The following is a 26,326-nucleotide window of genomic DNA, read 5'->3' as shown; positions in this document are numbered from 1 at the left end:
GGCTGCCGCGACGGCGCCGCGCTCGATTTCGATTTCTCGATGGCACTGCAACCGATCGTGGACGTCGAGACCGGTCTACCCTTCGCCTATGAAGCGCTGGTTCGCGGACTTGGCGGCGAGTCCGCAGGCGAGATCCTGCAGCGGGTGACCTCGGAGAATCGCTACGCCTTCGATCAATCCTGCCGAGTGAAGGCCATCGAAGTCGCTGCCCGTGCGGGCATCCTGAACACCGGCGCGCGTCTTTCGATCAACTTCCTACCGAACGCGGTCTACTCGCCCAAGGCCTGCATCCAGCTCACCCTCAGGACAGCGGCTTCGAACGACTTCCCGACCGACCGACTCATCTTCGAATTCACCGAAAACGAGGAGATGTCCGATCCGAACCACGTTGCGAACATCGTCCAGACTTATCAGGCCATGGGCTTCGGAACCGCGCTCGACGATTTCGGTGCCGGCCACGCCGGCCTGAGCCTGCTCGCTCGGTTCCAGCCGAACATCATCAAGCTCGACATGGAACTGGTCCGCGGCATCGAGACCAGCCTGCCGCGACGGGTCATCGTCGACGGCCTCGCGCGCATGTGCCGGCAGCTCGGCATAACTCTGGTCGCGGAAGGGATCGAGACCGAAGCCGAGCTCGACGCGCTCCGGGCGATCGGCATTCGCTACATCCAGGGGTATCTGATCGCCCGGCCTGCGTTCGAGACGATGCCCGCCTTCACGATCCCGGCTCTCAGCAGCATCCGCCGGGTCGACCGCGGGGCCATGTGACGCGCCGGCTTGAGCATCTCGCCGGGCCAGCGTAGCACGCCGACATGGCTCCCGCCGCTCTACCGGATCCGCTGATCGTTGCGTGCCCCGTCTGCGCCGCGTCCAACCGGCTGCCGAAAGCCCGCCTCGGCGAGGGCACATGCGGCAAGTGCAAGTCCGCCTTGTTCCAGGCCAAACCGATCACCCTCACCGCCGCCAATTTCGATCGGCACGCCGGCACCAGCGATCTGCCGTTGCTCGTTGATTTCAGGGCGTCGTGGTGCGGCCCCTGCCGGCAATTCGCCCCGATCTTCAGGCGGCGGCCGGCGAGTTCGAACCGCAGCTGCGCCTCGGCAAGGTCGACACCGAAGCGGAGCCCGGCCTCTCCGCCCGTTTCGCGGTGCGTTCGATCCCGAGCCTCATCCTGTTCAGCAAGGGCCGGGAGGTCGCCCGCACCGCCGGCGCGATGCCGCTTCAGCAGCTCGCCGCCTGGGTGCGAGGCGTCCTTTAGGTCGGATCAGAACGCCTCGACCGGCAATTCCATCAAGGTGTCGGCGCCGGCTTCGAGCTTCCGGCGCAGCGCGCCGGTTTCCGGCAGGATGCGCTCGGCGAAGAAACGGGCGGTGATCAGCTTGGCGCGGTGGAAATCGCCATCTTCCGACCCGGCCGCGATCGCCGCGGCGCTGGCACGCACCATCCGCAGCCACATTAGTCCCAGACAGACGTGGCCGATCAGGATCATGTACGGATAGGCTGCGGCGCCGGCATGGAGCGGATTGGTGATGCCGTTCTGCATCAGCCACATCGTGGCTGATTGAAGGTCGCCTGTCGCCTTCTCCAGCGCGGACGCGAGGGTTGCGGCCTCGCCCTTCTCGCTCTTCGCGGCGGCGATATCCTCGGCGAGCATCTTCAGGAACGCCTGAATCGCTCGGCCGCCATTGGCGCCGAGCTTGCGGCCGACGAGATCGAGCGCCTGGATGCCGTTGGTGCCCTCGTAGATCTGGGCGATGCGCGCATCCCGGACGAACTGCTCCATGCCCCATTCGCGGATGTAGCCGTGACCGCCGAAGATCTGCTGCGCATTGACCGCCGTCTCGAAACCCTTGTCGGTAAGGTAGCCCTTGATCACCGGGGTCAGCAGGCCGAGCAGGTCGGAGGCTGCTTCCCGCTCCTCCTCCGTCTGCGCCTTGCGGCTGATGTCGACCTGCAGCGCGCCCCACAGAACCAGCGCGCGCCCGGCCTCGTTGTAAGCCTTGGCCTCCATCAGCATCCGGCGCACATCGGGGTGGACGATGATCGGATCCGCCTTGGCGCTGGGATCGCGCAGATCGGGCACCAGCGCCCGCCCCTGCCGGCGGTCCTTCGCATAAGCGACGGCATTCTGGTAGGCGACCTCGCCCTGTGCCAGGCCCTGAATCCCGACCCCAAGCCGTGCCGCGTTCATCATGATGAACATCGCGGCAAGGCCCTTCTCCGGCTCGCCGACCAGATAGCCGGTCGCCTCGTCATAGTTCATGACGCAGGTCGTATTGCCGTGAATGCCCATCTTCTCCTCGATGGATCCGCAAACGACGCCGTTGCGTGCGCCAAGCGAGCCGTCGTCGTTGACCAGGAACTTCGGCACGATGAACAGCGAGATGCCCTTCACGTTGTCGGGCGCGCCGGCGATCTTGGCCAGGACGAGGTGGATGATGTTGTCGGCAAGATCGTGCTCGCCCGACGAAATGAAGATCTTGGTGCCGCTGATCTTGTAGCTGCCGTCCGCCTGCGGCTCGGCCTTGGTGCGGAGCAGGCCAAGATCGGTGCCGCAATGCGGCTCGGTCAGGTTCATCGTGCCGGTCCAGCGTCCCGCGACCATGTTGGGCAGATAGGTTGCCTTCTGTTCCTCGGAGCCCTTCACCAGGATCGAGGCGATCGCCCCCTGGGTCAGGCCATGGTACATCTCGAACGCCTGATTGGCCGACAGCAGATATTCGCTGATCGCCGTGGCAAGGACCTGCGGCAGCCCCTGCCCGCCGAATTCCTCCGGCGCGGACAAGGTCGTCCAGCCGCCTTCGACGAACTGATCATAGGCCTGCTTGAAGCCCTTGGGCGTGCTCACCGATCCATCTTCATGGCGGGTGCAGCCTTCCTCGTCGCCGCTGCGGTTGAGCGGGGCGAGCACCTCGGCGGCGAAGCGCCCGCCTTCGCTCAGGATCGCCTCGACCATATCCGGCGTCGCATTCTCGAAGCTCGGCAGGTTCGAGTAGCGATCGAGCCCGAGCACGTGATCGAAGATGTACCGGGTCTCGCGAACGGGGGCGGTGTAGCTGGGCATTGCATCCTCTCCGGGAAAACGTCTGGTATGGGGCGCCGCCGGCCCGACCGGCAGGCGCTCAGGGGTTCGGGCCGTCGGCGGCCTCGACCATGTCGATGAACCGTTCGAGCTCGGCGATCGTCGAGTCGATGTCGAGCCGCTGCTTCCTCAGCGCGTCGACGCGGCCGCGGCATTTCTCGAGCGTAACCCGGCGCTGCGAGGCGCGGCCGTCGCCGAGATCATAAAGATCGATCATCTCGCGGATCTCGGCGAGACTGAAGCCGACCCTTTTTCCGCGCAGGATCCAGGCGAGCCGCGCGCGATCGCGCCAGCCGTAGATGCGCGAAAGCCCATGCCGGCGCGGCGCGATCAGCCCCTCGTCTTCGTAGAAACGCAGCGCCCGCGGCGTGACGTCGAATTCCTCGCACAGATCGGTGATCGTGTAGGTCTTCTCGCTCGGAGCCTCGAAATCGGAATGAAGCGCGGTGTCGGGCATGGGCAAAGGGGTAGTTTACGGTTACGTCAACGTCAAGCCGCCGGCTCGGCCGACACTGTGGCCGAGGGGCTCAGCAGAGCGGATCTCCGGCAAGATCCTTTGCCCTTGAGGCGTCCGCAGCGCTGGTGCCGGTCCGCGTGAAGCTGATCCCGGTCATGCTGGCACGGGCGCCGCAATAATAAGCGCAACCCTGCGGCAGGCTGGCGGGCAGCGTGATCCTGCCGCCCTCCATCGTCGCCGCGATCGTGCAGCTTGAATCGCCGGTCATGGTCAAACTGAGCTGGTCGCCCTTGCGCACGGCGGTGCCCGCGCCGGCACAGCTGTGCATGTCCGATCCCCAGACGATAAGGCCGAACTGGGTGCTGCTGCCCTTCTCGACCATGCAGAGCTGGTTCTTCTGATCGCCCGTGTTGCTTTCGAACAGACCGGTCAGCGCCGTCGATCCAGCCTCGGCTGCGCCCGCTGCTGCACTCTCGGTCTGCGGCGCGGAGGCGTTTGCCGCGGCCTGGGTGTTGCCGTCCTGGTCGGCACCGCCGCAGCCGGCGACCAGAGCGAGCAACAGGAGCGACTTCTTCATGCTGTTCTCCGGACCTCGTCGATTCGCAGGCGTGATGAAAGGCACGAACCCCGATCATTGTTCCTGCCAGCCACCTGAGGTTCAGGCAACAGCGCGCAAGAGGCGAGCCGTTCCATAATCCACATCGAAATCAAGCGGCCAGGGGCGACAAACCGCCCTGCCCACCCTATATGGCGCGCATCGGTACTACCGAGCGTACCTGTTGGGGGCGGGTCCGGCACGGCAACAGGCATTGCGGGGCGAGATGAACATGCTGACGACCAATCCGTTCGACGATGACAAGCTTCGCGAGGAATGCGGCGTATTCGGCGTCTGGGGCGCCGACAGCGCGTCGGCGCTCGTCGCGCTCGGCCTCCACGCTTTGCAGCATCGCGGCCAGGAAGCGGCCGGGATCACCACCTATGACGGGCACCAGTTCCACTCGCATCGCGCAATGGGCCATGTCGCCGGAAACTTTGATCGCGACGACATCATCCGCAAGCTCGCCGGTCGCGCCGGTATTGGCCACGTCCGGTATTCGACGACGGGCGAGACCGCCATCCGCAACGTGCAGCCCCTGTTCGCTGAATTGTCGTCGGGCGGCTTCGCCGTCGCGCATAACGGCAACCTCTCCAATGCCACCAAGCTCCGCCGCGAACTCAATCGCCGCGGCTCGATCTTCCAGTCGACCTCGGACACCGAGACGATCATCCACCTGGTTGCGACATCGAGCTACCGGACCCTGCTCGATCGCTTCATCGACGCGCTGAAGCAGGTCGAGGGCGCTTACTCGCTGATCTGTCTCACCAGCGAGGGCATGCTCGCCTGCCGCGATCCGCTGGGCATCCGGCCGCTGGTCATGGGCCGCCTCGGCGACGCCTACATCTTCGCCTCCGAGACGGTCGCGCTCGACGTCGTCGGCGCCACCTACATCCGCTCGGTTGAGCCGGGCGAGCTGATCATCGTCTCCGATCGCGGCCTGCGCTCGCACCGGCCCTTCGCGCCGGTCCGCCCGCGTCCGTGCATCTTCGAACACGTCTATTTCTCGCGTCCCGACAGCATCGTCGACGGCTCATCGGTCTATTCGGTGCGCAAGCAGATCGGCGCCGAGCTGGCGGTCGAGAATCCGGTGGATGCCGATTTCGTCGTGCCGGTGCCGGATTCCGGCGTGCCTGCGGCGATCGGCTATGCGCAGCAGAGCGGCATTCCGTTCGAGCTTGGAATCATCCGCTCGCATTATGTCGGCCGCACCTTCATCCAGCCGAGCGATCAGGTCCGTCACCTGGGCGTCAAGCTCAAGCACAATGCGAACAGTGCCCTCATCCAGGGCAAGAAGCTGGTCCTGATCGACGATTCGATCGTCCGCGGCACCACCTCGCTCAAGATCGTCCAGATGCTGCGCGAAGCCGGCGCCCGCGAAGTCCACATGCGGATCGCGTCGCCGCCGACGCGGCACAGCTGCTTCTACGGGGTCGACACGCCCGAGCGTGCGAAGCTGCTTGCCGCACAGATGAACGTCGCGCAGATGAACGACTACATCAAGGCGGACAGCCTTGCCTTCATCTCGATCGAGGGCCTCTATCGCGCCGTCGGCGAGGAGACGCGCGACGACGCGCAGCCGCAATATTGCGATGCCTGCTTCACCGGCGCCTATCCGACCCGCCTCACCGATTTCGAGGAATCGGAGCCCGCAGACCAGCTTGCCCTGCTGGCCGAGCGTTACGCCTGACCAACGCGAAACCTATCCGGGCCTACCTTCCCCGTCGTCATCCCAGCGGAAGCTGGGATCTCGTCGGGTGCCGACGCCGGTGTCTGTAGCGGCCTGAGATCCCAGCTTTCGCTGGGATGACGAGAATGAGGCAACCAGCCGCCTGGTCTGCCCCGCCTCTGGCCAAGCCGCACCTCAGTCCGTAGGGCTCCGGCACATTCAATCACGGAGTTCACCAGTGTCTGACAGGTTCCTCGACGGCCGCCTTGCCCTCGTCACCGGTGCCAGCCGGGGGGTCGGTGCGGCGACCGCCGAAGCGCTGGGCGCGGCCGGTGCGCATGTCGTCCTGACCGCCCGCACCGCCGAGGGTCTCGAACAGGTCGAGGAGCGCATCCACGCCTTGGGCGGAAGCGCGACGATCGCGCCGCTCGATCTGATCGAGAGCGACAGCATCGCCCGTTTGGCGACGGCGATCGCCGGCCGCTGGCAGGCGCTGGACCTGCTCGTGCTGAACGCCGCGACGCTAGGCTCGCTGACGCCGGTGGCGCAGATCGACGGTGCCGAGTTCAACCGGGTGCTGACCTTGAACGTGCTCGCCAACCAGGCACTGATCGCCGGCTTCGACCCGCTGCTGCGCAAAAGCGCCGCCGGTCGCCTGCTCGCCGTGACGTCCAGCGTCGGCCGATCGCCGCGCGCCTATTGGGGTGCCTACGGCGCCTCGAAGGCCGCGCTCGAGACGCTGGTGCAAAGCTATGGTGAGGAGGTCCGCAACGTCGCACCGGTCAAGGTCGCGATCATCGATCCCGGCGCCACCGCGACGACGATGCGTGCCCGTGCCTTTCCGGGCGAAGATCCGGCGACGCTGAAGGGTCCCGCAGCCGTGGCCGCCGCAATGGTGGGGCTGCTCGCGAGCGACTTCGAGACCGGTCACCGCCTCGAAGTCCGCTAAACCGATACCCTCCCCGAGCGCCGCTCGGGGAGATCGTCAGATGACGTGCGGCTCCTTGGTCACTTCCCAGCTCTGCCCCTTGGATACCAGGGCCTGGAGGTCGGGGGTCTTGCCCGCAGCGGCCTGCGCATTCTGCTCGACCACCGCGCTTTCGAAGGTCGGTGCCGGATCCTCGTAGAGGACGCCGAGGGCCGTCGGAAATGCGCCGAACGGCATTTCGACCAGCATGTGCGCGACCGAGCGATTGCGGGGATCGTGGACGAGCACGCCGGCGGACTGCCAGTCGCCGCCTTCGACCTCGACCACCTTCAGCGCCAGCGCCTCGCGATCGAGCGCGATGCCCTTCGTGCCCGCCGCGAAGAGCATCGGCTCGCCGGCCTTCAGCCACAATTGATTGCCGCTATTCTCCTTGGCCGTGAACGGCGCGAACACGTCGTCATTATAGACGATGCAATTTTGGTAGATCTCGACGAACGCCGCGCCCTTGTGGGCATGCGCGGCCTTCAGCACCTCGGGCAGATTCTTGTGGACGTCGATCCCGCGGGCGATGAACCGCGCGCCCGATCCGAGCGCGAAGGCGCAGGGGCTGGCGGGGCGGTCGACCGAGCCGAACGGAGTCGACGGAGAGCGGGTGCCGACCCGGCTGGTCGGCGAATATTGGCCCTTGGTCAGACCGTAAATCTCGTTGTTGAACAGCAGGATCTGGCAATCGAGATTGCGGCGCAGCACATGCATCGTGTGGTTGCCGCCGATCGACAGCGCATCGCCGTCGCCGGTGATGATCCACACCGACAGATCGGGGTTGGCGAGCTTGATCCCGGTCGCGAAGGTTGGCGCCCGGCCGTGGATGGTGTGGAAGCCGTAGGTCTCCATATAATAAGGGAAGCGGCTCGAGCAGCCGATACCGGAGACGAAGACGGTGTTTTCCGGACGCACGCCGATTTCCGGCAGGGTGCGCTGCACCGCCTTCAGCACGGCGTAATCGCCGCAGCCGGGGCACCAGCGCACTTCCTGGTCGGTGGCGAAATCCTTCGCGGTGAGCTTGGTCATCTCGTTCATTGCAGCGCTTCCTGAATGGCCGCCTCGATCTCCGCGATCTTGAAGGGCTGGCCCGAAACCTTGTTCACCGGCCGCGCGTCGACCAGATACTGGTCGCGCAGCACGGTCTTCAACTGGCCCGTATTCATCTCCGGCACGATCACCTTGTCGAAGCTCTTGAGCAGATCGCCCAGATTCTTCGGCAGCGGCCAGATGTGCCGAATGTGGATATGGCTGACGTCGAGCCCCTTGGCGCGGGCGCGGCGGACCGCCTGGTGAATGGGGCCGAAGGTCGAGCCCCAGCCGACCACCGCGAGCTTGCCGCTCGCGCCCCCGAGACACACGTCCTGCTCCGGGATCGAGTCGGCGACGCCGAGCACCTTTTTCTCGCGAATGTCGGTCATCGCCTGGTGGTTGGCCGGCGCATATTCGATGTGGCCGGTATTGGCGTTCTTTTCGATGCCGCCGATCCGATGGGTGAGGCCATAGGTGCCAGGACGGATCCACGGCCGCTTCAGCTTCTCGTCGCGCGCATAAGGGTTGAACCCCGCGCCCTCGGCAGGCACCTCTTCATAGAACTCGACCTTGAACGGCCGATAGCCGGACATGTCTGGTACCTTCCACGGCTCCGCCGCATTGGCGATATAGCCGTCCGTCAGCAGCATCACCGGGGTCATATACTCGACCGCGATCCGGCATGCCTCGATCGCGCAGTCGAATGCGTCGGCGGGCGAGCGGGCGGCGATCACCGGCATCGGCGCGTCGCCGTTGCGGCCGTAGACCGCCTGATAGAGATCCGATTGCTCGGTCTTGGTCGGCAGGCCGGTCGATGGACCGCCACGCTGCGAATTGATGATGACCAGCGGCAGCTCGGTCATGATCGCAAGTCCCATCGCCTCCGCCTTGAGCGCGATGCCCGGTCCGGACGAGGAGGTGACGCCGAGGCTTCCGGCATAGCTGGCGCCGATCGCCGAGCCGATCGCCGCGATCTCATCCTCCGCCTGGAATGTGGTGACTCCGAATTCCTTGAGCCGCGAGAGATGATGGAGGATCGCCGAGGCCGGGGTGATCGGATAGCCGCCGAAGAACATCTTGAGGCCGGCGAGCTGCGCGCCGGCGACCAGCCCCATCGAGATCGCCTCGGCGCCGTTGACGGTGCGATAGAGGCCGGGCTCGGCCGGCGCGGGCTCGATATGATGCTGCGGGATCTGGCCACCGATTTCGGCGGTCTCGCCATAAGCATGGCCTGCGTTGAGCGCCGCGATGTTCGCCTCGGCGAGCTCCGGTGCCTTCGCGAATTTGGTCCGCAGCCATTGCTCGATCGGCGCGCGATCGCGGTCGAACATCCAGAGCGCGAGGCCCAGCGTCCACATGTTCTTACAGCGCAGCGCTTCCTTGTTGCCGAGGCCGAACGGCTTCACGGCATCGAGGGTGAGCTGCGAGATGTTGAACTTGATCAATTGCCACTTGGCGAGGGAGCCGTCCTCGAGCGGATTGCCCTCATAGCCGGCCTTGGCGAGGTTGCGCACGCCGAACTCGCCTTCGTCGGCGATGATCAGGCCGCCGGCCTTGAGGTCGCTGACGTTCACCTTGAGTGCGGCCGGGTTCATCGCCACCAGCACGTCGGGCGCATCGCCGGCGGTCTCGATCGCGGTCGAACCGAAATTGATCTGGAAGGCCGAGACTCCGAAGGTGGTGCCCTGCGGCGCGCGGATCTCGGCCGGGAAATCCGGGAAGGTGGCGAGATCGTTGCCGGCGAGCGCCGTCGAGAGCGTGAACTGGCCGCCGGTCAGCTGCATGCCGTCGCCGCTGTCTCCGGCGAAGCGGACGACGACCGCCTCCGGCGCCGGATGCGCACTGGCTTCTTCGGGAGTGAGGAGATGCGTGGCCGTCGCCATCGGGCAGGGTTCCTGAACTGTCTGTTGCGGCCTCTTCTATCGCCTGAGGCGGCTTCGCCCAAGGTAGATAGTGAAGGCCCGTTTCTCAACGCGCGCCGGGATGAAAAGCACGGCAAACGAGAGGCTTGAAGCGCACGCCGATGACGCGCGCCGGGTATGTCGGGCTCCATAGCGGGATCGACCGGCTTTGACGAGGGGCGGTGCGCCGGAGCGCAGGCGGGCGGGGCGGCGCTCTACCGAGCGCTGGCGCCCGTATTTGCCTCGGCGATCGGGGCGGAGCCGTTGCTCGTCTCGCCTGCCGCCGCGTTGCCGCCGAACACGTCCGTGTCGGCCGCCTCGTCCGCTGCGGCATCGTTGGCGAGTTCCTCGTCCTGGGCAAGAACGGCGGCATTTGCCTCCGCGGCCTCCAGCAGCTCGTTCTGATCGGCAGCGGGAGAGGCTTCGTTGGCGGTGCCCGGCGCGTCGGCGCGGTCGCAGCCGCCGGTCGCGATCACCAACGGAAGCACCCCCGCAAACCGCAGCGCCTTCAGGGCGCGATGCCGAAAACTGCCCGTCATGGTCTTTCTCCCCCGCGCACCGCCGAGCCGGCCGAATCTCGTTGCCGAGAGTACAGCGAGATACAGATCCTGTGAACAGCCGCGGCACCTGCCCAGCGCAGCGGCAGAGCCTTGAACTCCGCGGCTCGGTTCAGACCAGACGGCTCTGCTTGACCGCCGCCTCGATAAAGCTCGCGAACAGGGGATGCGGGTCGAACGGCTTCGACTTCAGCTCGGGGTGGAACTGCACGCCGACGAACCAGGGATGGTCCGGGCGCTCGACGATCTCGGGCAGAGTGCCGTCGGGGCTCATGCCGCTGAAGATCAGGCCGCCGCTCTCGAGCGCGCTCTTGTAATGCGCGTTGACCTCATAGCGGTGGCGGTGGCGCTCGCTGATCGAGGTGCCGCCATAGATCGCCGCGACGTGGCTGTTGCCGTCCAGGGTCGCATCATAGGCGCCGAGGCGCATGGTGCCGCCGAGATCGCCGTTGGCGGCTCTTTTCTCGAGGCCTTCCTTGCCCATCCACTCGGTAATGAGGCCGACCACCGGCTCCTCGGTGTCGCCGAACTCGGTGGTGCTGGCGCCGGCGAGACCGGCGGTGTTCCGCGCGCCCTCGATACAGGCCATCTGCATGCCGAGGCAGATGCCGAAGAACGGGACCTTGCGTTCGCGGGCGAATTGGACGCTGGCGATCTTGCCCTCGGAGCCGCGCTCGCCGAAGCCGCCGGGGACGAGGATGCCGTGCATCGGCTCGAGGTGGGACGGCACGTCCGCTTCCTCGAACAATTCGGCATCGAGCCACTTGATGTTGACCTTCACCCGGTTGGCGAGGCCGCCATGGACGAGCGCTTCGGTCAGCGACTTGTAGGCGTCGGGAAGGCCGACATATTTGCCGACGACCCCGATCGTGACTTCGCCCTGGGGGTTGAACAGGCGATCGAGAATGTCGTCCCAGCGGGCGAGATCGGGCTCGGGCGCGTCCTCGATGCCGAACGCGCGCAGCACTTCGGCGTCCAGCCCTTCGCGGTGATATTGGAGCGGCACCGAATAGATGCTCTTGGCGTCGAGCGCCGGAATCACCGCTTCCTTCCGCACGTTGCAGAATTGCGCGATCTTGGCACGATCGCTGTCCGGCAGCGGCCGATCAACGCGGCAGAGCAGGAGATCGGGCTGGATGCCGAGCGAGGTCAGATCGCGCACCGAATGCTGGGTCGGCTTGGTCTTCAGTTCGCCCGCCGCGGCGATGTAGGGGATCAGGGTGGTGTGGATCGACACCGTCTGGGTGCGGCCGAGATCGTTGCGAAGCTGTCGGATCGCCTCGATGAACGGCAGCGACTCGATGTCGCCGACGGTGCCGCCGATCTCGCAGATCAGGAAATCGAGATCGTCGACCTCGGCGCGGGCGAACGCCTTAATCTCGTTGGTGACGTGCGGGATCACCTGGACGGTTGCGCCGAGATAATCGCCGCGCCGCTCCTTGGTGATGATGTCGCGGTAGATCCGCCCCGTCGTGATGTTGTCCGACTGGCGCGCGGCGACGCCGGTGAAGCGCTCGTAATGGCCAAGATCGAGATCGGTCTCCGCGCCGTCGTCGGTCACATAGACTTCGCCATGCTGATAGGGCGACATCGTCCCGGGATCGACGTTCAGATAAGGATCGAACTTGCGAATGCGGACCTTGTAGCCACGCGCCTGCAGGAGGGCGGCAAGCGATGCCGCCATGAGACCTTTGCCGAGGCTGGAGACCACGCCGCCGGTGATGAAAATGAACCGCGCCATGGGAGTTACCGGATAGTGGGGCGGACCGCGCAAGGGCAAGGCCGCGAATCACGAAGTGGGCGGAATATTTTCACGCCCAGCGACGATCCGGAGGCGTCGCCCCCGGATCCTGCGAGAAGTGACGACGCGCTTATTGCGCGATCGGCACGGCGCCGTTCGACGGGGCGGGTGCCGACGCCGCGCCCGGGGCCGGAGCGCGCTGGGCAGCGCCGGTCAGCGGATCGGTGGCGGGTGCGGCGGGGGTGCCGACGGGTGCCGGCGACACCGGAGTCGGGCTCGGCGCCACCGCTGCGGGATCGATCCGCATCGGCGCACGCTCGATCGCGGCGAGGCCGGCAAGAACGATCGACAGGATCACGAACAGACCGCCCAGGATCGACGTCGCCCTGGTCAGGAAATCCGCAGCGCCACGCGCTGACATCAGGCCCGAGGGGCTGCCGCCCATGCCGAGGCCACCGCCTTCCGAGCGCTGCATCAGGATCACCGCTACGAGTGCGGCGGCGACGAGGGTCTGAACGATCAGGAAGAAGGTGAACATCGAACGTCTTTCAAACGGGTTCGCCGCGACCATGCCGCTGCGCACCGGAGATGTGGGATTTCAGTCGCGCGATCTAGTCGATCGCGGCGCAAGGTTCAACCGCGCGAGTCCCGCGCCGGAACGGCGTTCCGCACGTTCAGCCGGGGAAGCCGCTGCCCGGCTCAGCTGTGCGCCGCCGCCTCGATGATCGGCACGAATTGTTCGGCGGTGAGGCTCGCGCCGCCGACCAGCGCCCCGTCGACATTGTCGACCGCAAACAGCTCGGCGGCATTGTCGCCTCGCACCGAGCCGCCGTAGAGAATACGAATCCGTCCGCCGGCGTCGCCGAAGCGATCGACGAGTGCCCCGCGGATGGCCGCGTGGATTTCACGAACGTCGTCGCAGGTCGCGGTGCGGCCGGTGCCGATCGCCCAGACCGGCTCGTAGGCGACGACCAGTTCGGCGTCGCCGGAAAGTTCGGGGATGGAGCCGGCAAGCTGGGCCGCGCAGCGGTCCACGGCCTGCCCCGCCTCGCGCTCCGCCTCGCTCTCGCCTATGCAGACAATGGTCTGCAGGCCCGCAGCGAGCGCCGCTTCCGCTTTCGCGAGAACCTGTGCGTCGCTTTCCTGCTGCTCGGCGCGCCGTTCGCTGTGGCCGACGATGACCAGCCTCGCCCCGGATTCCTTGAGCATCGCTGCCGAGACGTTGCCGGTGAAAGCTCCACTCGGCTGATGGTGGCAATCCTGGCCGCCGATCGGAATGCCCCCGCCCCGCGCAACCGCCGAGGCGATCAATGTGAAAGGCGGGCAGATCGCAACGTCGACGCCGGGCGCACCGCGGGCGGCGGCGGCGATGGCGCTCAACTCGGCAAGCTGGTGGAGGCTTCCATTCATCTTCCAATTGCCGGCAACCAGCTTGCGACGGACGTGCATCGCGCTCCCCTTTTCTTTCTTCGATCGTGATCTCCGGCCTACCAACCGGCAACGGCCCTGCCAAGCTTGCCCGCTGCCACCGGCCCTTCTATGACCTGCCGCAAAACCAGCTTCCAAGGTACCAAGATGCTCTCCTTCTTTCGCCGCGGCCCAGTGGCCAAGCTCATGCTTCTCGTCCTCGGCATCGGCATCTTCGCGATCGTGATCACCGGCTTCGGCACCGGCGGCAGCGGTCTCGGCGGCCTCGACACCGGCGGTACAGGCGGCGCGATCGCCTCGGTCGACGGGGAGAAGATCACCGCCCAGGAGGTCACCCAGGTCACCCAACAGGAACTGGCCCGCTTCCGTCAGCAGCAGCCGGATCTCGATCTCACCGCATTCCTGCGCCAGGGATCGCTGGAGATCATCGTCGACCAGATGATCGACATGGCAGCAGTCACCGCTTTCGGCACCGACATGGGCCTGGTTGCGACGCGAGAGATGGTCGAGCGCGAGATCCAGCGCGATCCGCGCTTCCGCAACCTCGCCGGCCAGTTCGATCCGGCGACGTTCCAGCGCTTCCTGCAGTCCGAAAAGGTGACCGAGGCGAAATTCCGCGAGGACGTCTCCAACCGCCTGATCCAGCGCCAGCTGGTCGCGCCGGCGGCGGGTTCGGTGTTCGTCCCGCAGGGCTTTGCCGCCCAATATGCATCGTTGCTGCTGGAAAAGCGCTCCGGCCTCGTCGGCGTCGTTCCGGCGGAAGCGATGGGTCCGGGCCGCGAGCCGAGCGACGCGGAGATCGCGACTTTCTATCAGCAGAATATCGGTCGCTACACGATCCCCGAGCGCCGCACGATCCGCTACGCGGTGTTCGGCAAGGACACGGTGGCGGCAGCCACCCAGCCGACCGACGCCGAGATCCAGGCCGCCTTCCAGCGCGATCAGGCGACCTATGGCGCCAGGGAGACTCGGTCGCTGTCGCAAGTCGTCCTCCCCGACGAAGCCGCTGCGCGCAGCTTCGCCCAGAAGGTGACGGGCGGTACCGCTTTCGACGCCGCTGCGCTCCAGGCCGGCTTCGGCGCCGCCGACATTGCGGTCGGCGAGCAGAGCAAGGAGGCGTTCGCGCGCCTCAGCGCGCCGGCAGTCGCCAATGCCGTGTTCGGCGCCGCCAAGGGCGCAACCGTCGGACCGGTGCGTTCGCCGCTCGGCTGGCACGTCGTCCGCGTCGACGACGTCAAGACCGTCGCCGCCCGCCCCTTCGCCGCGGTGCGTGCGGAGATCGCAGCCAAGCTCCAGCAAGCGAAGGCCACTGCCGCGCTCGGAGATCTCTCCGGCCGGATCGAGAATGCGATCGCCGACGGCGCAAATTTCCAGGAGATCGCGCAGCGCGAGAAGCTGGCCGTCCAGGAAACGCCGCCGGTCACCGGATCGGGCGCAGCGCCGGGCAACCCGCAATGGCAGCCGACGCCCGAGCTTCAGCCGCTGCTTCGCACCGCGTTCGAGATCGAGGCCAATGCCGAGCCGGTGGTGGAGGCGATCACGCCCAACGAGCGCTATGCGATGATGATCGTCAGCAACGTCGTCCCTGCCACGGCGCCGCCGGTCGCCCAGATCCGCGATCGTGTGAAGGCGGATCTGATCGCCCGCCGCGCCAACGATCGCGCCAAGGCGATCGCGACCGCGCTGGTGTCGAAGATCAACGCCGGTACCGCACCTGCTCAGGCGTTCGCCGAAGCGCAGGTTAAGCTGCCGGGCGTGCAGCCGGTCACCGCCGCCCGGATCGACATCGCCCGCCAGGGGCAGCGGGTACCGCCGCCGCTGGCCATGCTGTTCAGCCTGCCGCGCGGCAAGGCCAAGCTCATACCGGCCCCCAACGGCGCGGGCTGGTTCGTCGTCTATCTCGACAAGGTCGTGCCCGGCGATGCGAGCAAGGAAGCGGCACTAATCTCCAGCGTGAAGAACCAGTTCAGCGAAGTGATCGGCAACGAATATGTCGACCAGCTCAGCGCCGCCGTGCGTGCCCGCACCAAGGTCAAGCGCAACGAGGAAGCGATCCAGGCGCTCAGGAAGCAGCTGACCGGCGGCGGCCAATGATTGCGGGCTCTCCCGCGTGGGCCCGGCCCACGCGGCGGAGCCGGCCGTTCCTGAAGCGCCCGCAGCGGCGCCAATATGCGGCCCGGATCCTCGTCGTCGACAATTACGACAGCTTCACCTGGAACATCGTCCATTATCTGCGCGCGCTCGGCGCCCAGGTAAGGATCGAGCGCACCGACGACATCAGCGTCGCCGATGCCTTCGCCTACGGCGCCGACGGCATCCTCGTCTCGCCCGGTCCGGGACGGCCGGAGGAGGCCGGCATCTCGATGGCGCTCGTCGCCGCCTGCGCCGAGACCGCCAAGCCGCTGCTCGGAATCTGCCTCGGCCACCAGGCGATCGCCGCCACCTTCGGCGGCAAGGTCGTTCGCGCGCCCAAGCCGATGCACGGCAAGACCTGTCCGGTCCGCCACGACGGAGACTTTCTGTTCGAAGGCCTCCCCTCGCCCTTCACCGCCGCACGCTACCATTCTCTGGTCGCAGAGCCGGCAAGCGTCCCCGACTGCCTGATCGTAAACGCGACGGCGGACGATGCCACCGTGCAGGGGCTTCGCCATCGCACGTTGCCCATCCATGGCGTCCAGTTCCACCCGGAAAGCGTCGCCAGCGAGGGCGGCTACCGGATGCTCCAGAACTTCATCGCCCTGAGCCGCGGCGCCTGAACGTGCACCGATAGCGCTCGCAATTCGAGCCGTGCGTGAAACGAGTTGACAGGCCTGCACCTGTTTCCTACACGTTCCGCATTCGTTCCTTGAGGGCCAGACGATGCTGACGCGCAAGCAACATGAGCTTCTGACCTATATTCACGACAAGCTCGCCGAAACGGGCGTGTCGCCGTCCTTCGAAGAAATGAAGGATGCGCTCGACCTCAAGTCGAAATCGGGCGTGCACCGCCTGATCTCGGCGCTTGAAGAGCGCGGCTTCCTTCGTCGCCTGCCGAACCGGGCGCGTGCGCTGGAGGTGATGCGCATGCCCGACGTCAAGGCCGGCATTGCCAGCCAGCCCAAGGCGCCGGTCAGCACGCCGCAGGCGGCCAACGATGTCATCGAGCTTCCGCTGCACGGCCGTATCGCCGCAGGCATGCCGATCGAGGCGCTGGAGGGGCAGAGCACCCTGCCGGTTCCGGCAGCCCTGCTAGGGCCCGGCGAACATTATGCGCTCGAGGTTGCGGGCGATTCGATGGTCGAGGAAGGCATCCTCGATGGCGACTACGCTCTGGTCCGCAAGACCGACAATGCGCGTGATGGCGAGATCGTGGTGGCGCTGATCAATGAGGAAGAAGCGACATTGAAGACCTTCCGCCGCGAAGGCTCGATGATCCGCCTTGACCCTGCGAACCGCAATTACGATCCCCAGCGCTACCGCCCCGACCAGGTCCGCATTCAAGGGAAACTCGCGGGCTTGCTCCGACGCTATTGAGACGAATTCGATGCGGAAGCCTCGGTCCGGAATAAGCCCGACACAGGCCTGAAGCCCTCCCCTGGGTTGAGAGGGTGGATGGACGCGGCGGAGGCACCACATCGGCCGTCGACCCTCCGCCGGATCCATCTCGCTTCGGCCATCGCGCCTCGAGCCATGACATGATCGGCAAGGGCGTCGTCGTCGCACGCGCGATCGCCGGCGGCCTGTCTCGGTCCACCCCACGCTGCTTCCCACCAGGAGGGAGCGGCAAGATAGGAACAGTGCCATGTCCCGCCTCAATTATGTCGAACTTCCCGTCCGCGACGTCGCTGCTGCCAAGGCCTTTTACGAAAGCGCGTTCGGCTGGAGCTTGACCGAATTCGGCCCGACATATGCGGCGACCCTGACCGGCGATACCGACATCGGTCTGCAGGGCGACGCCGCCGAAGCGACCAAGGCGCCGCTGCCGGTGATCGAGGTCGATGATCTCGACGCGGCGCTTGCCGCGGTTCAGCAGGCAGGCGGGACGCTTACCCGCCCGATCTTCGCTTTCCCTGGCGGACGGCGGTTCCAGTTTCTCGATCCCAGCGGCAACGAAATCGCTGCCGTGAAGTCCGATCCACACCCGGCGGACTGAAGCGGGGCCCGAGGCGCGCTGAAGCCGGCCGGTCTGCCCCACAAGAAACAAAGGCTTGTGGCCCGGGATGCTCCATCGCGACCGAGACCAAGATCGTTTCGGGTTGGATCAGGCTGAGACGTGCATCCTTGTCTCAACCATGTGATCGAGCACGGTCCCCGCCGTCGGCGGAAGCGAAGCGCTTGTGCATCAGTCGATCATGCTCTGGCTGCGCTTGAGGCGCACCGTTGCATCCAGCTCGCCGCGACCGAGTCAATCCGGCGCACGGTTCGACCGGCGCGCCTCCAAACCGCGCCTTCCATACGCGGGATCGTTGGGTCGGCTGAGGCTCGATCCGTGTCAGTGGCGGATCTTGTGGACGATCCAGGCGATGATGCCGCCGAGCACAAGGCCGAACAAGCCGGAGGCCGCGGCGGTGACAAGCCAGGCGACGATCCCACCAACGCCGCCGGCGGCATGGTGCACGGCCTCCGCAACATGATGGATGGCCTCTGCAGGTGCGTGCAGGCCGAGCACTTCGAGGCCGTGGATCAGGATCCCACCGCCCACCCAGATCATCGCCGCGGTGCCGATGATCGACAAGGCGCGCATCAGCACCGGCATGCCTTTCACCAGGCCGCGGCCGATCGTCCGCACCGGCGCCGAACCGCGCTTCGCAAGGTGCAGGCCGATATCGTCCATCTTCACGATAAGGCCGACAACCCCGTAGACGCCGATCGTGATCGCAATCCCGACGATGGCGAGCACGAGCGCCTGGTTGAGGATCGGCGAATTGGCGACGTCCGCCAGCGCGATGGCCATGATCTCGGCCGAAAGGATGAGATCGGTCCGGATCGCGCCGCCGACCTTCTCCTTCTCGAGTGCGGCCGCATCGGTGGTGGCAACCTCCTCCTCGGCATGTCCAGGGCCGCCGAGCGCCTCGATCACCTTCTCCGCACCCTCGAAGCAAAGATAGGCGCCACCCAGCATCAGCAAGGGCGTGATTGCCCAGGGCGCGAAGGCGCTGAGCAGCAAGGCGGCGGGCAGCAGGATCAGCAATTTGTTGCGCAGCGAACCGAGAGCGATCTTGCCGATGATCGGCAATTCGCGCTCCGGCGACAGGCCGACCACATAGCGGGGCGTCACCGCTGTATCGTCGACGACCACGCCGACCGCCTTGGATCCGGCCTTGCCCGCGGCAGCACCGACATCGTCCAGCGATGCGGCGGCAAGCTTGGTGATGCCCGCAATATCGTCGAGCAACGCAACCAGACCGGAGGGCATGTACGAAATTCCCCGCTTGAACGGCCACTTCGGCCGATTCGTCGGAGGCTATTCCCCCGAACATGGCGGCGAGAGCAAGGGGGTTCGGCTCGGGGTGATGCTTTGCCGTCGAAGGCTCGAGCATCACGACCGGAGCGGCTGACCCAACTGCTAGCGGTGAAATCGGATTACGTTCGCAGGGATGGTGTCGACGCCCGGGCGCGGTGCAATCGCGACGACTGCGAAGGCGGTGCGGTCGGATCGAAAGGCGAAGGCTCTCTCCCCGGGCGAAACGCCGGCGCCGATGTCGGGAAGCGGTCGCCAGCCTGCTGCCTTGGCTCCGTTCGCGTAATAGGCTTCGACCCGCGCCAGATCGACCGTGGCCGCTAGGACGTAACGCGCCACTTCCGGGCGACCGAAACGAGGCCCAAGCACGTCGACGACGTGCGCGACAGCAGCAGTGTCGGCGGCTGCGATCGTGTCACCGAACGCATATTCCTCCTGCTGCCGGAAAGCCGATGGCGGGCTCGGCACCTCCGGCTCCATCGGCGCCGCCCGGCAATCACCAAGCAGCAGCGGCAACAGCAAAGCGGCGGCGCGTCGCCCGAGCGCCACGCGCCGCCCTGGCCTCAAGGCTGGGCGGTCCGCTGCACGATGCTGAGGCTAGTGTTGAACGCGTTGCGGATGTCGTCGCCGACGCCGAGCTCGTTGGTGGCGGGATCGACCGGCAAGGCGGCGCGCTCCAGCCGTTGCGCCGGCGCAAGGCCGGGATCCTCCAGCGCCCAGCGCACCGCATAATGGGTCCATTCCTTGGCGACGCTGGCGGCGGTTCCCACCGCATCCTTGGCGGGACCGCCGATCTTCGCCTTGTCGATCAGGGTCAGCGTCGAATCCAGGACGGAGGTCATCATCTCCTGCTGCTTCTTGACGTCGGTCGACCAGGACTGGGCTCCGGCATATGTCGCGCCGACGAAATAGCCGAGGGCGCCGGCATTTTCCCGCCGCTCCTGCGCCGCGCCGCCGGCGACCTTGACCTGTGATGTCGCATCGAGCCGGGCTGCGGGATTTTGATCGAGGCCGTTGCCGAGCTGAAGCTTGGCCATGATCTCGCCAAGCTTCTTCTCCTGCCCCCCTTCCATCAACGCCCGCGAATAGGTGGCGAGATCGGAGCCGTCCATCGTCTCACGATTATAGGCGAGCTCGCGAACCACGCCGGTCGCGTCGCTGTCGATGATCTTGGTGAGGCCGCTCGCAATCGCATTCATGGCATCGTCCTTGCCCCTGATCAGGGGACGTCCGGCGACCCCGTTCGTCTCCCGGACCTGGCGAAGCGTGTCTGCACCGGCATCGAAGATCCGCGCCTTGAGATCTGCGTCGGGTATCGCGGCGGCGGAGTCCATCAGCTTGCCGAAGTCGTCGGTATTCCACGCAACGCTGGGGCTCGCGCCGACCCCGCTGGTCATCGTCTCGTCGACCGAAGCCTTCATCACCGCACGCAATTGATCCGAACTCAGCGCCTTGAACGCGTCATCGGCATAGGTGCTGCCCTTCATGCTCGACAGCACTTGGCCGATGGCGGCCGCCTCGGGATCGCTGCCGTGGCTGGTCACGGTAAGGATGTGGTTCTCGGTCCAGGCCTTGCCGTCCGCCACCTGCCCCTTCAGCGCCTCGACATATTGTACCTTGTGGTGATTGGGCGCGTGCGTAGCGATCGCCGCAGCGAACTCGGTGACGCGCTGATGCCCGTCGGCGCCAGCGTCGGTTTTGGCGAAGGCGTTGCTGACCGCAGCCAGACTTTGCCCGTCGAGCTTTGCCGCAAGATCGTTGAACAGGTCGCGCCGTTCATTGGCGGAATAGCCGCCATTGCCGAACCAGCTGCCATCCGTTGCCTGCCCCGCGAGCTTGTCGAGCTGCCCCTGGCGCTGAAGCTCGTCTACCACCGCGTCCGCGTCGGTCGCGTTGAGGCTCGACAGCTTGCTCTTGACGTCGTTCATCTCGGCATGGGTGACCGTGTTGAACGCGCCATTATCGTCGAGTTTGCTCTTGATGTAGTCGACCGCAGCCTGCTGAACCGGGCTTACCATGGCGCCAATCTCCTCGCGGAAGACGCCGGACTCGGCGTCGACCCATTAGAGCATTGACGAGAGTTCGGCGCGCTCCACGATTCGTTTAGATCGGCAGCGTTCGGCGCACTTTTGGCAGCCTGCAGCCGAAAGGTGTGCCTGGGGAGAAGGCACTCTGAGGGCGTTCGGGCGCGTGTCCATCACCGGATACGAGCGGGATGGTTCACGCAGAACATGCGGTCGACTGCGCGCACGGCGGCGGCGCGAAGTGGCCCTATTCGTCGGGGCGCCGATCCGGTCGGGCGGCAGCAGGCGCTTAGATGCTGGCGCCGTACGCCAGGAAAGTGCCGCTCAGCAGGCTGACTGCGCAGCCCAAGCCCATGATCGCCACGACGGTGAGGCGGAAACGTCCAGTGGGGTCGACAGCCATCTTCTTGCTCCGGTCGCCTCGGCGGGAGCACCAGGGCGGGTGAGCGGAACAATGCGCGGGAGATGGTTACCGCAACATTGCGCCGGCCTGCCGTATGGCTGCGTAAGACTCCTGCAAGCGTCCAAGCACGTCGTCGCAATCTGATGGAACGAGGGCGGAAATCCGCGGATTCGTTCTCGCGGATTAGCGCCTTTCAGGAGGAAGGGCAGCGAAGCCGAAGCTTCCCTGCCCTCATGTCCTGCAATCCTGTCGACAGCCGAACAATCAGACGTCGTCGTCTTCGCTGGGCCCGACCATCAGGGCGTCGGCGACTTCCTCGGTCTTGCCGCGGATCGCCCGCTCCAGGCGCTCGGCCATTTCGGTATTTTCGCGCAGGAAATTCTTGGCGTTCTCACGTCCCTGCCCGATGCGCACCGAATCGTAGCTGAACCACGCACCCGATTTCTCGACGATGCCCGCTTTGACGCCAAGATCGAGGATCTCGCCGATCTTGGAAATGCCTTCGCCGTACATGATGTCGAACTCGACCTGCTTGAACGGCGGCGCGACCTTGTTCTTGACCACCTTCACCCGGGTGGTGTTGCCGACGATATCGTCGCGGTCCTTGATCTGCCCGGTACGGCGGATGTCGAGGCGAACGGAGGCGTAGAATTTGAGCGCGTTGCCGCCCGTCGTCGTCTCCGGATTGCCGTACATGACACCGATCTTCATGCGCAGCTGGTTGATGAAGATCACCAGGCACTTGGATTTGGAGATCGAGCCGGTGAGCTTCCGCAGCGACTGGCTCATCAGTCGGGCCTGAAGGCCGACATGGCTGTCGCCCATCTCACCTTCGATTTCGGCGCGCGGCACGAGCGCTGCGACGGAGTCGACGACCAGCACGTCGATCGCGTTCGAGCGGACCAGGGTGTCGGTGATCTCGAGCGCCTGCTCGCCGGTGTCCGGCTGCGAGACGATCAAATTGTCGACGTCGACGCCGAGCTTCTTCGCATAGACCGGGTCAAGCGCGTGTTCGGCGTCGACGAAGGCGGCGGTGCCGCCATTGCGCTGCGCCTCGGCGATGACGTGGAGGGCGAGCGTCGTCTTGCCCGAGCTTTCCGGCCCATAGACCTCGATCACGCGGCCGCGTGGCAGGCCGCCGATGCCGAGCGCGATGTCCAGCCCGAGCGAGCCGGTCGAAATCGCCTCAATCGCGATCGCTTCGCGCGAGCCGAGCCGCATCGCGCTGCCCTTGCCGAACGCGCGGTCGATCTGCGCCAGGGCGGCATCGAGGGCTTTTTGCTTGTCCATATTGTCAGAAGTTCCAACGACCTTGAGAGATGCCACCATGGCCCGACCACTCCTATGCGAGCCGCGCCGCCCATTCAACGCGTGAGTGCTATGTACTAGACATGTTCCAAAGGAACAAGAGGGGAACGTTAATTAGCGCTTGATCGCCCGCAAAGCGCCATCCATCGCCAGCTGGAATGCCGACCGCTGGTAGATGTCGTTGTGACCGGCGCCGGCGATGGTCCGGTCGAAGACGAGGTTGGGAACCGCCTTTCTGAGAGCGTCGGTACACTCCGGCCGCACCAGAGTATCGCTCCCGCCGGCGAGAATGGCGACCGGCAGGCGCCGCCCTCGCAACCATTCGGCGGATGGCATCGGGTGGCGGAACAGCAGCCGCACCGGCAGCCAGGGATATTGGGTCGCCGCAACGTCCCGGAGCGAATCGAAGGGGGTGACGAGGATCAGACCGGCGAGATTGCGCCGGCTTGCCAGATAGGCGGCGACGCCGGTGCCGACGCTGAAGCCGATCGCAACGATCGGGCGGCCGGGGAAGCGGCGGGCGACCTCATCATGGACGAGCAGCGAATCCGCCGTCAGTGCCGCGGCGCCGGCGCGGCCGGTGCTCGGGGCATAGCCGCGATAGTGGAACACGACGACGTCGTGATCCGGATAGAGGGCGTGGAGATACTCCGCCGCAGCGGCCGCATTCCAGCCATTGCCGCCGAAGCCGAGCAGCAGCGGTGATCCCGCAGCGGCCGGTCCGCCTGCGGCGGGAAGATGAAGCCCGTGCAGCGTCTCGCCGCTGGCCGCCTGCAGCCGCAGGAGCTCCGCACCGGGCGGCATGCGGGCTCCTCCGACCATCGCCGCTGGAAACAGCAGGCGATCCTGGAACAGGAACATCGCCAACACGATGATGAAGTAGAGAAAGACTGGAGCGAGAAGCAGCTTCCAGATCATCGCCGCCCGCCTGCGGCCTCGTCCCCCGCCGCGGCAGGGGCACGCAATGTCACCCGGCGAAAGCCTCGTCGAGGGCCGGTTCGATCGCGTCGATCGTAAACGGCTTTGACAGCACCGGTGCTTCGGCGTGGGCCGGCGGCGGCGGCTCGATATGGCCGCCCGTGGCGAGGATGTAGGGGATGCCCATCTCGCGCAGACGGTCGGCGACCGGCCAGATCCGTTCGCCCTTCAGGTTGACGTCGAGGATAGCGACGTCGAAGCCGCCCTCCCCGACTCGTGCCATCGCTTCAGGCACGCTTTCGCATGTGCCGGCGATACGGTGCCCCATCGAGTCGAGGAAATCCTCGAGCATCATGGCGATAAGCGATTCGTCTTCGACGATGAGTACGGAACGAGCAGTCACGGTGATCGCTTAGTGGCTCCGGAACCGTTGCGAAACAATTATTTCGCGGCGATCGCGTCGCGCGCGGCCTCCGCCAGCTTCTGGACGGAGAATGGCTTGGCTAGAAAGGAGACGCGCTCGAGGTCGATCGACTGGCGAAGCTGCTCCTCGGCATAGCCGGAGATGAACAAGATCGGCAGGTTCGGGTTCATCTCGCGCGCGATCCGCGCCGTCGTCGGTCCGTCCATCGTCGGCATCACCACGTCGGAGATCATCAGGTCGATCTTGGGCTCGCGCTCCAGGATCTCGATCGCCGCCTCGCCATTTTCAGCGAGCAGCACCGAATAACCATGGCGGGTCAGCGCGCGCTCGGCGACGGCACGCACCGTCGCCTCGTCCTCGACGAGCAGGATGGTGCCGCTGCCCCATAGCTCGCCGGCACTCTCCTTGACCTTCCGACTGGTTGCCGGCGTCTCGCTGCGATTGACCGGAAGGTAGATGACGAAGCTGGTCCCCTGACCCGGCTGCGATTCGGCGAAGATGAAGCCGCCGGATTGCTTGACGATGCCGTAGACGGTCGACAGGCCGAGCCCGGTGCCCTTGCCGACCTCCTTGGTCGTGAAAAAGGGTTCGAAGATCTTGGGCAGCACGTTGGCGGGGATGCCGCTGCCGGTGTCCGTGACCCGCAGGGCGGTATATTCCGCGATCGGCAGGATCTCGCTGCCCATCCGCCGAACGTCGTCCGCCGAGACCGAATAGGTCTGGATGGTAAGGGCTCCGCCTTCCGGCATCGCGTCGCGCGCGTTGACGGCAAGGTTGACGATCACCTGCTCCAGCTGCCCGGGATCCGCCCGAACCGACCCGAGCGCTCGGCCATGCTTGACCTGGAGGCTCACCTTCTCGCCGAGCAGTCGCTTCAGCAGGTTCGAGACTTCGGCAATGACATCGGGCAGTTGCAGCACTTGCGGGCGCAACGTCTGCTGACGCGAAAACGCGAGCAACTGGCGGGTCAGTCCGGCGGCCCGGTTCGAATTGGAGCGGATCTGCTGAATATCGTCATAGTCGCTGTCACCGGGCGTGTGGCGCATCAGCATGAGATCGCAATGGCCGATGATCGCGGTCAGGATATTGTTGAAATCGTGGGCGACGCCGCCGGCAAGCTGCCCCACCGCCTGCATCTTGGTGGCCTGCGCCACCTGCCGTTTCAGCCGATCTTCCTCGGTATTGTCCTTGAGCGACAGCAACACGGCGGCATCGCCGAGCCCCCGTGCTCCCGCCACCGTCATCGCCACCGGCTCCTCAGGCTTGGACCGCAGCCGCACCGCGATGTCGCCGGACATCGAGGGACCCCGTGCGAAACGTCGCACCGAATCGGAGACCGCGGCCTTGTCCTCGTCCACGACGAGGTCGCCGGGCCAGGTCGGCTCGGCTTCGCGATCGAGCCCGGCACCACGCCGGAATGCGGAATTGAGATAGATGAAGCGTCCGTCCCGATCCGCAAGCGCGAGCCCGAGAGGCAGAATCTCGAGCAGAGCATTGATGTTGGCGCCGCCCTCCCGACCGAACTCTCCGGCATCCTCGAGCAGCAGGAACAGGCTCGGCCCGGTCTCGGCAGATTCGGTGAGCGGCACCTGGATGATGCGCAGCGGCGTCCCGTTCTTGCCGTCGCGCGCGAACATCAGGGCGCCTTCGGGACTGACGGTGAGCAGATTGGCGAGTGGCGTGCCGAGGCCGGCATGCCCGTCGGTGGCCGCACGCAGCAGGAAGGCACGGCTCGCGGCCAGCAAATTGCCGTCGGGATCTGCTACCAGGCTCATCACGCCGGCGAAGCCGAGCCGGTCGCCGGTTTCGCCGACGACGAGGCGCTCGGCGTCGGCGGCGAGATCGTTGGCAACCGGGCGATCGAGGGTCCAGACGACGTGGCCGTCGTCGAGGCCGGCGATCCGCAGCGAGGCCGACAGGATGATCTCGCCCGCCTGCAGCCCGGTCGCGCCGCCGCGGCCATCCCGGCGGGCGGCAACCAGCAAGGCGTTCATGTCCTCGCCGAGCGGCAGGTCGAGCGGCCCGCGCGCGCCGAACCATTCCTGCCAGACCTCATTCGCAGCGACGAGCCCGCCGTCTCGATCGGTCACTGCAGCGGCAGCCTCTGAACAATCGAGTGCGGCTCGCAGCAGCGACAGATCGGCGAGAGGCCGCGTTTCGGCTGCGGACAATGAACCGCCCGGGCGCCTTCGGCCGAACAGCAGCAGCGGCGCGGCGAGCGCGAGGATTCCGGCGAAAAAGATCGCGGCGAAGGCGGGGTCACCGATCGCCCACAGCAGCAAGCCGGCCGATGCCGCGGCCCCGAGCAGAATCAGCAAAGTCGCGAGAAATGGGCCGGAGCGGGCGGAAGGAACAGAAGCCATGACGTCGGGATAGC

At 66.1% G+C, this 26,326-nt stretch carries 24 protein-coding genes and 1 pseudogene; 9 read left to right on the top strand and 16 right to left on the bottom strand.

The annotated features are described in order from the left end of the window. Positions 1-39 precede the first annotated feature (39 nt). Both ETR14_RS23190 and trxC read left to right on the top strand, forming a co-directional pair. The gene (locus ETR14_RS23190) at positions 40-768 is read left to right on the top strand and encodes an EAL domain-containing protein (RefSeq protein ID WP_129392303.1); all 729 of its coding nucleotides are present in this window, start codon (positions 40-42) and stop codon (positions 766-768) included. Between the two features lie 44 nt (positions 769-812). Continuing rightward, positions 813-1,258, top strand: a pseudogene (trxC, locus tag ETR14_RS23185) (thioredoxin TrxC). Positions 1,259-1,264: 6 nt separating this feature from the next. Here the strand turns inward: trxC and ETR14_RS23180 are convergent. The 3 genes from ETR14_RS23180 to ETR14_RS23170 form a co-directional block, all read right to left on the bottom strand. Continuing rightward, positions 1,265-3,064 carry an acyl-CoA dehydrogenase C-terminal domain-containing protein gene (locus tag ETR14_RS23180; protein ID WP_129389581.1) on the bottom strand — a complete coding sequence of 600 codons (1,800 nt, stop codon included), beginning with the start codon at positions 3,062-3,064 and terminating at the stop codon, positions 1,265-1,267. A gap of 58 nt (positions 3,065-3,122) precedes the next feature. Then, positions 3,123-3,539: a MerR family DNA-binding transcriptional regulator gene (locus tag ETR14_RS23175; RefSeq protein WP_129389578.1), complete on the bottom strand. Its 417-nt coding sequence runs from the start codon at positions 3,537-3,539 to the stop codon at positions 3,123-3,125. A gap of 70 nt (positions 3,540-3,609) precedes the next feature. Further along, the gene (locus ETR14_RS23170; RefSeq protein WP_129389576.1) at positions 3,610-4,116 is read right to left on the bottom strand and encodes a hypothetical protein; all 507 of its coding nucleotides are present in this window, start codon (positions 4,114-4,116) and stop codon (positions 3,610-3,612) included. A gap of 250 nt (positions 4,117-4,366) precedes the next feature. On the opposite strand from ETR14_RS23170, the gene purF reads away from it, so the two are divergent. After that, the gene (purF, locus tag ETR14_RS23165; RefSeq protein WP_129392301.1) at positions 4,367-5,824 is read left to right on the top strand and encodes an amidophosphoribosyltransferase; all 1,458 of its coding nucleotides are present in this window, start codon (positions 4,367-4,369) and stop codon (positions 5,822-5,824) included. A 217-nt stretch (positions 5,825-6,041) separates the two neighbouring features. Continuing rightward, positions 6,042-6,752, top strand: coding sequence for an SDR family NAD(P)-dependent oxidoreductase (locus ETR14_RS23160; RefSeq protein ID WP_129389573.1), 711 nt, complete (start codon positions 6,042-6,044; stop codon positions 6,750-6,752). Positions 6,753-6,788: 36 nt separating this feature from the next. On the opposite strand, the gene ETR14_RS23155 is transcribed toward ETR14_RS23160, so the two are convergent. From ETR14_RS23155 to tpiA, 6 genes are all read right to left on the bottom strand, one after another. Beyond that, a complete protein-coding gene (locus ETR14_RS23155) occupies positions 6,789-7,811 on the bottom strand; it encodes a 2-oxoacid:ferredoxin oxidoreductase subunit beta (RefSeq protein WP_129389570.1) in 1,023 nt (340 codons plus the stop codon). Further along, positions 7,808-9,688: a 2-oxoacid:acceptor oxidoreductase subunit alpha gene (locus tag ETR14_RS23150; protein WP_129389567.1), complete on the bottom strand. Its 1,881-nt coding sequence runs from the start codon at positions 9,686-9,688 to the stop codon at positions 7,808-7,810. Before ETR14_RS23150 ends, ETR14_RS23155 begins: the two co-directional genes overlap by 4 nt. A gap of 233 nt (positions 9,689-9,921) precedes the next feature. Beyond that, the gene (locus ETR14_RS28600; protein WP_165356590.1) at positions 9,922-10,245 is read right to left on the bottom strand and encodes a hypothetical protein; all 324 of its coding nucleotides are present in this window, start codon (positions 10,243-10,245) and stop codon (positions 9,922-9,924) included. A 130-nt stretch (positions 10,246-10,375) separates the two neighbouring features. After that, on the bottom strand, positions 10,376-12,004 hold the full coding sequence (locus ETR14_RS23140; protein ID WP_129389564.1) for a CTP synthase: 1,629 nt from the start codon (positions 12,002-12,004) through the stop codon (positions 10,376-10,378). 130 nt (positions 12,005-12,134) lie between these two features. Continuing rightward, positions 12,135-12,542, bottom strand: coding sequence for a preprotein translocase subunit SecG (secG, locus tag ETR14_RS23135; protein ID WP_129389561.1), 408 nt, complete (start codon positions 12,540-12,542; stop codon positions 12,135-12,137). A gap of 161 nt (positions 12,543-12,703) precedes the next feature. Further along, positions 12,704-13,453, bottom strand: coding sequence for a triose-phosphate isomerase (tpiA, locus tag ETR14_RS23130; protein WP_129389558.1), 750 nt, complete (start codon positions 13,451-13,453; stop codon positions 12,704-12,706). Between the two features lie 153 nt (positions 13,454-13,606). Here tpiA and ETR14_RS23125 point away from each other — a divergent pair, with 153 nt between their 5' ends. The 4 genes from ETR14_RS23125 (at position 13,607) to ETR14_RS23110 (ending at position 17,564) form a co-directional block, all read left to right on the top strand. Then, entirely contained in the window at positions 13,607-15,526 is a 1,920-nt protein-coding gene (locus ETR14_RS23125; RefSeq protein WP_165356589.1) for a peptidyl-prolyl cis-trans isomerase, read from the top strand. Next, positions 15,523-16,188, top strand: coding sequence for an aminodeoxychorismate/anthranilate synthase component II (locus ETR14_RS23120; RefSeq protein WP_129389551.1), 666 nt, complete (start codon positions 15,523-15,525; stop codon positions 16,186-16,188). The genes ETR14_RS23125 and ETR14_RS23120 overlap by 4 nt, the downstream gene beginning before the upstream one ends. Positions 16,189-16,291: 103 nt before the next feature. Next, on the top strand, positions 16,292-16,945 hold the full coding sequence (gene lexA / locus ETR14_RS23115; protein ID WP_129389548.1) for a transcriptional repressor LexA: 654 nt from the start codon (positions 16,292-16,294) through the stop codon (positions 16,943-16,945). A 268-nt stretch (positions 16,946-17,213) separates the two neighbouring features. Then, the gene (locus ETR14_RS23110; RefSeq protein ID WP_129389546.1) at positions 17,214-17,564 is read left to right on the top strand and encodes a VOC family protein; all 351 of its coding nucleotides are present in this window, start codon (positions 17,214-17,216) and stop codon (positions 17,562-17,564) included. A 339-nt stretch (positions 17,565-17,903) separates the two neighbouring features. On the opposite strand, the gene ETR14_RS23105 is transcribed toward ETR14_RS23110, so the two are convergent. Continuing rightward, complete coding sequence (locus ETR14_RS23105; protein ID WP_129389543.1) at positions 17,904-18,827, bottom strand: DUF808 domain-containing protein; 924 nt, start codon at positions 18,825-18,827, stop codon at positions 17,904-17,906. Here ETR14_RS23105 and ETR14_RS28595 point away from each other — a divergent pair. Beyond that, entirely contained in the window at positions 18,826-18,969 is a 144-nt protein-coding gene (locus ETR14_RS28595) for a hypothetical protein (protein WP_165356588.1), read from the top strand. The genes ETR14_RS23105 and ETR14_RS28595 overlap by 2 nt on opposite strands. An 8-nt stretch (positions 18,970-18,977) precedes the next feature. Here the strand turns inward: ETR14_RS28595 and ETR14_RS23100 are convergent, their stop codons facing one another. From ETR14_RS23100 to ETR14_RS23075, 6 genes are all read right to left on the bottom strand, one after another. Further along, positions 18,978-19,421, bottom strand: coding sequence for a hypothetical protein (locus ETR14_RS23100; RefSeq protein WP_129389539.1), 444 nt, complete (start codon positions 19,419-19,421; stop codon positions 18,978-18,980). Positions 19,422-19,435: 14 nt separating this feature from the next. Continuing rightward, a complete protein-coding gene (locus ETR14_RS23095; RefSeq protein ID WP_129389536.1) occupies positions 19,436-20,890 on the bottom strand; it encodes a hypothetical protein in 1,455 nt (484 codons plus the stop codon). A gap of 673 nt (positions 20,891-21,563) precedes the next feature. After that, a complete protein-coding gene (gene recA / locus ETR14_RS23090) occupies positions 21,564-22,628 on the bottom strand; it encodes a recombinase RecA (protein ID WP_129389533.1) in 1,065 nt (354 codons plus the stop codon). 93 nt (positions 22,629-22,721) lie between these two features. Next, on the bottom strand, positions 22,722-23,525 hold the full coding sequence (locus ETR14_RS23085; RefSeq protein ID WP_129389530.1) for an alpha/beta hydrolase: 804 nt from the start codon (positions 23,523-23,525) through the stop codon (positions 22,722-22,724). Positions 23,526-23,574: 49 nt separating this feature from the next. After that, complete coding sequence (locus tag ETR14_RS23080; RefSeq protein WP_129389527.1) at positions 23,575-23,934, bottom strand: response regulator; 360 nt, start codon at positions 23,932-23,934, stop codon at positions 23,575-23,577. A gap of 32 nt (positions 23,935-23,966) precedes the next feature. Beyond that, on the bottom strand, positions 23,967-26,312 hold the full coding sequence (locus ETR14_RS23075; protein WP_129389524.1) for a response regulator: 2,346 nt from the start codon (positions 26,310-26,312) through the stop codon (positions 23,967-23,969). Positions 26,313-26,326 lie beyond the last annotated feature (14 nt).

The organism is Sphingosinicella sp. BN140058 (genome assembly GCF_004135585.1).
GTDB lineage: Bacteria > Pseudomonadota > Alphaproteobacteria > Sphingomonadales > Sphingomonadaceae > Allosphingosinicella.
Note: the sequence above shows the minus strand (reverse complement) of the source record. Positions and strands in the feature narration are given on the sequence as shown.

Bases quoted from the DNA above. Each gene is read 5' to 3' on its own strand.
- ETR14_RS23190 (WP_129392303.1), top strand. From the start codon at position 40: ATGGCACTGCAACCGATCGTGGACGTCGAGACCGGTCTACCCTTCGCC.
- ETR14_RS23180 (WP_129389581.1), bottom strand. From the start codon at position 3,064: ATGCCCAGCTACACCGCCCCCGTTCGCGAGACCCGGTACATCTTCGAT.
- ETR14_RS23175 (WP_129389578.1), bottom strand. From the start codon at position 3,539: ATGCCCGACACCGCGCTTCATTCCGATTTCGAGGCTCCGAGCGAGAAG.
- ETR14_RS23170 (WP_129389576.1), bottom strand. From the start codon at position 4,116: ATGAAGAAGTCGCTCCTGTTGCTCGCTCTGGTCGCCGGCTGCGGCGGT.
- purF (WP_129392301.1), top strand. From the start codon at position 4,367: ATGCTGACGACCAATCCGTTCGACGATGACAAGCTTCGCGAGGAATGC.
- ETR14_RS23155 (WP_129389570.1), bottom strand. From the start codon at position 7,811: ATGAACGAGATGACCAAGCTCACCGCGAAGGATTTCGCCACCGACCAG.
- ETR14_RS23150 (WP_129389567.1), bottom strand. From the start codon at position 9,688: ATGGCGACGGCCACGCATCTCCTCACTCCCGAAGAAGCCAGTGCGCAT.
- ETR14_RS28600 (WP_165356590.1), bottom strand. From the start codon at position 10,245: ATGACGGGCAGTTTTCGGCATCGCGCCCTGAAGGCGCTGCGGTTTGCG.
- ETR14_RS23140 (WP_129389564.1), bottom strand. From the start codon at position 12,004: ATGGCGCGGTTCATTTTCATCACCGGCGGCGTGGTCTCCAGCCTCGGC.
- secG (WP_129389561.1), bottom strand. From the start codon at position 12,542: ATGTTCACCTTCTTCCTGATCGTTCAGACCCTCGTCGCCGCCGCACTC.
- tpiA (WP_129389558.1), bottom strand. From the start codon at position 13,453: ATGCACGTCCGTCGCAAGCTGGTTGCCGGCAATTGGAAGATGAATGGA.
- ETR14_RS23120 (WP_129389551.1), top strand. From the start codon at position 15,523: ATGATTGCGGGCTCTCCCGCGTGGGCCCGGCCCACGCGGCGGAGCCGG.
- lexA (WP_129389548.1), top strand. From the start codon at position 16,292: ATGCTGACGCGCAAGCAACATGAGCTTCTGACCTATATTCACGACAAG.
- ETR14_RS23110 (WP_129389546.1), top strand. From the start codon at position 17,214: ATGTCCCGCCTCAATTATGTCGAACTTCCCGTCCGCGACGTCGCTGCT.
- ETR14_RS28595 (WP_165356588.1), top strand. From the start codon at position 18,826: ATGTACGAAATTCCCCGCTTGAACGGCCACTTCGGCCGATTCGTCGGA.
- ETR14_RS23105 (WP_129389543.1), bottom strand. From the start codon at position 18,827: ATGCCCTCCGGTCTGGTTGCGTTGCTCGACGATATTGCGGGCATCACC.
- ETR14_RS23095 (WP_129389536.1), bottom strand. From the start codon at position 20,890: ATGGTAAGCCCGGTTCAGCAGGCTGCGGTCGACTACATCAAGAGCAAA.
- recA (WP_129389533.1), bottom strand. From the start codon at position 22,628: ATGGTGGCATCTCTCAAGGTCGTTGGAACTTCTGACAATATGGACAAG.
- ETR14_RS23085 (WP_129389530.1), bottom strand. From the start codon at position 23,525: ATGATCTGGAAGCTGCTTCTCGCTCCAGTCTTTCTCTACTTCATCATC.
- ETR14_RS23075 (WP_129389524.1), bottom strand. From the start codon at position 26,312: ATGGCTTCTGTTCCTTCCGCCCGCTCCGGCCCATTTCTCGCGACTTTG.